Annotated in this window: 7 protein-coding genes; all 7 read left to right on the top strand. The window is 62.6% G+C overall.

Annotated elements, in window-relative coordinates; translation table 11 throughout:
* Positions 1-82 precede the first annotated feature (82 nt).
* Entirely contained in the window at positions 83-328 is a 246-nt protein-coding gene (locus ACW9JE_RS27695; protein ID WP_175376425.1) for a DUF2789 domain-containing protein, read from the top strand.
* Between the two features lie 133 nt (positions 329-461).
* A complete protein-coding gene (locus ACW9JE_RS27690) occupies positions 462-890 on the top strand; it encodes a MarR family winged helix-turn-helix transcriptional regulator (RefSeq protein ID WP_224538288.1) in 429 nt (142 codons plus the stop codon).
* On the top strand, positions 887-2,959 hold the full coding sequence (locus ACW9JE_RS27685; protein ID WP_457434564.1) for an FUSC family protein: 2,073 nt from the start codon (positions 887-889) through the stop codon (positions 2,957-2,959). The genes ACW9JE_RS27690 and ACW9JE_RS27685 overlap by 4 nt, the downstream gene beginning before the upstream one ends.
* Positions 2,956-3,165, top strand: a complete 210-nt coding sequence (locus ACW9JE_RS27680; RefSeq protein ID WP_175376428.1) for a DUF1656 domain-containing protein — start codon at positions 2,956-2,958, stop codon at positions 3,163-3,165. Before ACW9JE_RS27685 ends, ACW9JE_RS27680 begins: the two co-directional genes overlap by 4 nt.
* Positions 3,162-4,049, top strand: a complete 888-nt coding sequence (locus ACW9JE_RS27675; protein ID WP_457434563.1) for an efflux RND transporter periplasmic adaptor subunit — start codon at positions 3,162-3,164, stop codon at positions 4,047-4,049. Before ACW9JE_RS27680 ends, ACW9JE_RS27675 begins: the two co-directional genes overlap by 4 nt.
* Positions 4,046-5,494, top strand: a complete 1,449-nt coding sequence (locus tag ACW9JE_RS27670; RefSeq protein ID WP_457434562.1) for an efflux transporter outer membrane subunit — start codon at positions 4,046-4,048, stop codon at positions 5,492-5,494. Before ACW9JE_RS27675 ends, ACW9JE_RS27670 begins: the two co-directional genes overlap by 4 nt.
* A 92-nt stretch (positions 5,495-5,586) precedes the next feature.
* Complete coding sequence (locus ACW9JE_RS27665; protein ID WP_224538251.1) at positions 5,587-6,222, top strand: NADH:ubiquinone oxidoreductase subunit N; 636 nt, start codon at positions 5,587-5,589, stop codon at positions 6,220-6,222.
* Positions 6,223-6,290: the final 68 nt, after the last annotated feature.

Raw genomic sequence — 6,290 nt, 5'->3', positions numbered from 1 at the left:
GTCACCATCCATCCGTAGGAGCGAGGCTTGCCCGCGAACGACCGCGCAGCGGTCATTACATCAATACACACAGGAGCCCAAAATGGAAAACCCAACCCACAGCCTCCCATCCCTCTTCAAACAACTCGGCCTGCCGGACGACGCCGAAAACATCGACAAATTCATCGCCACCCACTCACCCCTCAAACCGGAACTGCACCTGGCCGACGCCTTTTTCTGGAGCCCCAGCCAGGCGGATCTGCTGCGCAATGAAATTCTTGACGATGCCGATTGGGCGGAGGTGGTGGATCAGTTGGATGTGTTGTTGCGCAAAGGACGAGGTGGCTAAAACGCCAGCATTCACGCTGGAAGAAGAATTTGTTTCAAAACTTGACGCTAAATCCCCATCAATGCCATATTGATAGTTAGCAAACTAACAGTGTGTGTATTTTTCCGTGCCGAATGATCTCGACATTCTCCAGATGAACATCAGCAGCTCCATGGTGGTGGGCGCGCGGCATTGGCGCAAAATCTGCCAGACGACGCTGGTCAACTATGGGATTTCCGAAGCCTGTGCGGTGCCGTTGTTGATGATCGGGCGCTTGGGTGATGGTGTGCGGCAGGTGGCGGTGGCGCAGGCGTCCGGGATGGAAAGCCCGTCGCTGGTGCGATTGCTCGATCAGTTGTGTAAAGCCGGTCACGTCTGCCGCACCGGTGACGCCAAGGATCGCCGCGCCAAATGCCTGAGCCTGACCGACACGGGAAGGGCGCTGGTGCAGAAGGTCGAAGTTCAACTGGTGCGCTTGCGCCATGAAACCCTCGAAGGCATCGACCGGCGCGATCTGGAAGCGGCGCTGCGTGTGCTGCGCGCTTTCGAGTCCGCCAGCCAGACACCGGTGATCGAGTCTTGAGCGGTTTCTTCAGCGGCATGCCGCCAGCGCGAGACTGGTTCTACGGCGTGCGGACGTTCGCAGCTTCGATGATCGCCTTGTACATCGCGCTGCTCATGCAGATGCCGCGTCCGTACTGGGCGATGGCCACGGTGTACATCGTCTCCAACCCGTTCCTCGGCCCGACCACCTCCAAGGCGCTGTATCGCGCCATCGGCACCTTCCTGGGCGCTGCGGCGGCGGTGCTGTTCGTGCCGATGTTCGTCCAGAGCCCCTACGTGCTGGTGCTGGTCATCGCACTGTGGACCGGCACGTTGCTGTTCCTGTCCCTGCACCTGCGCACCGCCAACAACTATGCCCTGATGCTCGCCGGCTACACCTTGCCGCTGATTGCCCTGCCGGTGGTGGATAACCCGCTGGCGGTGTGGGATGTGGCCGAAGCGCGTACCGAAGAAATCTTCCTCGGCATCGCCGTCGCCGCCGTGGTCGGTGCGATGTTCTGGCCCCGTCGGCTGGCGCCGGTGTTCAACGATTCGGTGAGCAAATGGTTCGCCGATGCCTCGACCTACAGCCTGCGCTTTCTCAGCCGCAACGTGCAGCCCGAAGAAGTCAGTGCGCTGCGCTCCTCGATGGTGGCGACCTTCAACAGCCTGGAGCTGATGATCGGCCAGTTGCCCCACGAAGGCTCGCGACCGCAGACCGTGCGCAACACCAAGGAATTGCGCGGGCGCATGATCCACATGATGCCGGTGATCGATGCCCTCGAAGACGCGCTCTACGCCCTCGAACGACGCACGCCGGAACTGGTGGAAAAGTTCGCCCCCATGCTCGCCGCCGCCAGCGAATGGCTGCAGCACAAGGACGCCGACATCGAGCGCTGGCACGCGCTCAAAGACCAGCTCGAAGCCCTGCAACCCAGTGCCGAGGTGCTGGAAGATCGCAAGCAGTTGCTGTTCTCGAACGCCTTGTATCGCCTCGGCGAATGGGTCGATCTGTGGCAGGACTGCCGCAGCCTGCAGATCGCCATCCAGTGCGAAGATCAGGACAGCTGGCGCGCCGTGTACCGCCACTGGCGCCTGGGCCGGCTGACGCCGTTTCTCGACCGCGGCCTGATGCTGTATTCGGCGGCCTCCACCGTCACCGCGATTATCGTCGCCTCGGTGCTGTGGATTCTGCTCGGCTGGACCGACGGCGGCGCGGCGGTGATTCTGGCAGCGGTGTCGTGCAGCTTCTTTGCCTCGATGGACGATCCGGCGCCGCAGATCTACCGGTTCTTTTTCTGGACGGCGATGTCGGTGCTGTTCGCCAGCCTTTATCTGTTCCTAGTGCTGCCGAACCTGCACGATTTCCCGATGCTGGTGCTGGCGTTTTCCGTGCCGTTCATCGTGGTCGGCACCCTCACGGTCAAGCCGCAGTTCTACCTCGGCATGCTGCTGACGCTGGTCAACACCTCGTCGTTCATCAGCATCCAGGGCGCCTATGACGCGGACTTCCTGAGCTTCGTGAATTCGAACCTGGCCGGCCCCATGGGCCTGTTGTTCGCCTTCATCTGGACCCTGGTCGCCCGACCATTCGGCGCGGAACTGGCGGCCAAACGCCTGACCCGTTTCAGCTGGCGCGACATCGTCAGCCTGACCGAGCCGGCGACCCTGGCCGAACACCGTCAGCTGGGCGTGCAGGTGCTGGATCGCCTGATGCAGCACCTGCCGCGCCTGGCCATGACCGGCCAGGACACCGGCATCGCCCTGCGCGAAGTGCGCGTGGCGCTGAACATGCTCGACCTGCTGGCCTACACGCCACGGATTCACGGCGTCGCCCAGGATTTGTTGCGTCAGGTGGTGGCCGAAGTCGGCGAGTACTTCAAGACCTGTCTCAAGGCTGGCGAACGCCTGCCGGCGCCGAGCCCGTTGCTGATGACCATGGACCGTACCCGTCGCGCCTTGGCGGGTGCGGGCGATGAACAAACTCGTCTACACCTGTTGCACGCCCTTAGCGGCTTGCGCCTGGCGCTGTTGCCCGGTGTTGAATTCGTCGGTACCGCCGAGCCCGAAGAACCGCTTCCTTATGGCATTGATGGAGCGCCCCTATGATCGGAGATCTGGATATCAGCGGCGTTTTCCTGCCCACGCTGCTTGTGCTGATGGGCATTACCTACCTGGTTTACCTGCTAGTGCACGGGTTGCTCACACGTCTGCACTTTTACCGCCTGGTCTGGCACCGGGCATTGTTTAACGTGGCTCTCTACGCCTTGCTGCTTGGCGCCGTGGACTCACTCAGTCGATACCTGATGACATGAAAAAACCGTTTTTAACCCTCGGCCGCGTGATCGTGACCCTGTTGATCGTGACCTTCGCCGTGGTCGTGGTCTGGCGCATGGTGATGTACTACATGTTCGCCCCCTGGACCCGCGATGGTCATATCCGCGCCGACGTCGTGCAGATCGCCCCGGACGTCTCCGGCCTGATCCAGCAGGTGGACGTGCGTGACAACCAGCCGGTCAAGCGTGGCCAGGTGCTGTTCACCATCGACCAGGACCGTTTCAAGCTGGCGCTGCGCCAGGCCAAGGCCGCCGTGGCCGATAGAGAAGAAACGCTGGCGCAGGCCCAACGTGAAGCCAAGCGCAACAAGGGCCTGGGCAATCTGGTGCCGGCCGAGCAGCTGGAAGAAAGCCAGTCCCGCGTGGCCCGTGCGCAAGTGGCGCTATCGGAATCCCAAGTGGCGGTAGACAGCGCGCAACTGAACCTCGACCGTTCGGTGATCCGCAGCCCCGTGGACGGTTACGTCAACGACCGTGCGCCGCGTAACCAGGAATTCGTCAGCGCAGGCAAGCCGGTGTTGTCGGTGGTCGACAGCAACTCCTTCCACATCGACGGCTATTTCGAAGAGACCAAACTGGGCGGCATTCATGTCGGCCAAAGCGTCGACATCCGCGTGATCGGCGACAACGCACGGTTGCGCGGGCATGTGCAAAGCATCGTCGCCGGTATCGAAGACCGCGACCGCACCAGCGGCAACAACCTGCTGCCCAACGTCAATCCTGCGTTCAGCTGGGTGCGCCTGGCCCAGCGGATTCCCGTGCGCATTGCCTTCGACGACGTGCCGGCAGATTTCCGCATGATCGCCGGGCGCACCGCCACCGTGTCGATCATCGACGACAAAGACCGGGAGCCTGCGAAATGAACAAAGCCTCGGGTTTGGCGGTGGCTGGTTTAGGCCTGCTGCTGTCGGCGTGTTCGATGGTCGGGCCGGACTATCACTTGCCGGAAGAGGCCGCCGTTCAGCGTGCGGATTTGCAGGGCGAGCTGGATGTGAACGGCAAGCCGGTGGTTTCGGCGCCAGTGCCTGAAGATTGGTGGCGTCTGTATCGCGATCCGCGGCTGGATCAATTGGTCCAGCAGGCGCTGGCGTCCAACACCGATCTGCGGGTCGCGGCGGCCAGCCTGTTGCGGTCGCGTGCGCAGGTGGACGAAGCCGAAGCTGCCGGTGGCTGGAGCGGCGGCGTGAAGATGGGCGCCCAGCGCTTGCAGGAATCCGGCGAAGCCTTCCTGCTGCCGGAAAAAGTGCCGGTGGCCAACATCGGCGATATCGGCATCAGCGCGTCCTACCAGTTCGACCTGTGGGGCACGCTCAAGCGCGGCATCGAAGCGGCCAAGGCCAATGCCGACGCGACCCAGGCGGCCGCCGACACCGCACGCATTACTTTGGTTGCCGATGTGGTGCGCGCCTACACCCAGGTGTGCGCGGCCAACGAAGAGCGTGAAATTGCCCAGCATTCCCTCGACCTGCAATCGCAAAGCACCTCGCTGATCCAGCGCCTGCGCGATGCCGGTCGCGGTGACGAAACTCAGGTCACCCGCTCGCAAACCCAATTCAAATCCTTGCGCGCCGACATGCCGCGTTATGAAGCGGCGCGTCAGGCCGGATTGTTCCGTCTGTCGATGCTGCTGGCCAAACCGGTCGATCAACTGCCGGCCGGCACTGCCGCTTGTGCGGAACTGCCGAAAATCGCGCAACTGGTGCCGGTGGGCGATGGCGCCTCGCTGCTCAAGCGTCGTCCCGACATCCGTCAGGCCGAGCGTCGCCTGGCCGCCGCGACCGCCAACATTGGCGTGGCCACCGGCGAGCTGTACCCGGACGTGCGCTTCGGCGCGACCATCGGCACCGTCGGTATCCTGGAAAACCTGGGCGAGCCGTCCACCAACCGCTGGGGCTTCGGCCCGTCGCTGACCTGGAACGTGCCGACCAACGGCGCCCGGGCGCGCATCCGCGAAGCCGAAGCCGTGACCCAGGCGACCCTGGCGCACTTCGACGGCGTCGTGCTCAACGCCATTCGCGAGACCCAGACCAGCCTGGCCCAGTATTCGGCATTGCTGCAGCGCCGCGATGCCCTGGCGGACGCCGAGCAGTCGGCGAAACTGGCGGCCGACCAGACGCACCGCTTCTTCCAGGCCGGCCGCGAGTCGTTTTTGGCCGACCTGCAAGCCACCCGCACCTACACCGATGTCACGGCGCAGCTGGCCGCCGCCAACACCCAAGTGGCGTTGAGCCAGATCGATTTGTTCCTGGCCCTGGGCGGCGGTTGGGAAAGCGGACGAACGCAAGCGTCGAACGCCAGCAAACCCTGAGGCCGTTGCTATGCTTTGAAATGTTGCAGGGCGTTGCAGCAACAGCGCCCCTGCAATACACAAAGCTTGCGCAGGTCAGGGGGAAACCAATAATGAAAAACCCTTTTGCTCTCGGCTTCTGGTGTGCCGTCGTGGCCCTCGTGCTGCTCACGGGGACCTATTTCTACGGCGTCATGCTGGCCTATCAGATCGACAAGGCGCTGATGTTTCTCGACAGTGCCGTGGCGTTGATCGCCGTAGTGGCTGTCTCGGTGGTGGCCTGGGCGTCCGTCCAGACCCGGCGCATCAAGAAAAAACAACTCGAACAAGGCAAAACCCTGGTGCTGATCTGGGACACCAAGGTGGCGCTGCGCCGTGTCGAAACGGTGTTCGACCGCTATTTCTGGGGCAGTTACTGGCAACCGGGACGCACCTTCCAGGAAGTCATGGGCGAGCTGACCGGCACGCCGCTGGAAAAAAGCCTGGAAACCCTGAAGAAGCAATGCCTTGAGCTGGACAAGCAAGTGGCGGACGACGGCCGGCACTGGCTCAACAACGCCCGGGAACTGGCGGACGTCGCCACGGCCATGGCCCGCGAGCGCTATCAGCTGGATTTCTGCGACCCCCGTGGCGAAGTGACGGGCGGGGCGGTGATCAACCGGGATTTTGAAGTGCTGGTTTATACCTGGAGCGCAAGGCTCAAGACCTTTGATCATCAGTTGGATGAGATTGAGGTTCAGTATTCCTGATTGTGTTTTTAGTACCGACGCCTTCGCGGGCAAGCCTCGCTCCTACAGGGGATGACACCTTTTCTGTA

This window comes from Pseudomonas sp. SDO55104_S430 (assembly GCF_054070595.1).
Note: the sequence above shows the minus strand (reverse complement) of the source record. Positions and strands in the feature narration are given on the sequence as shown.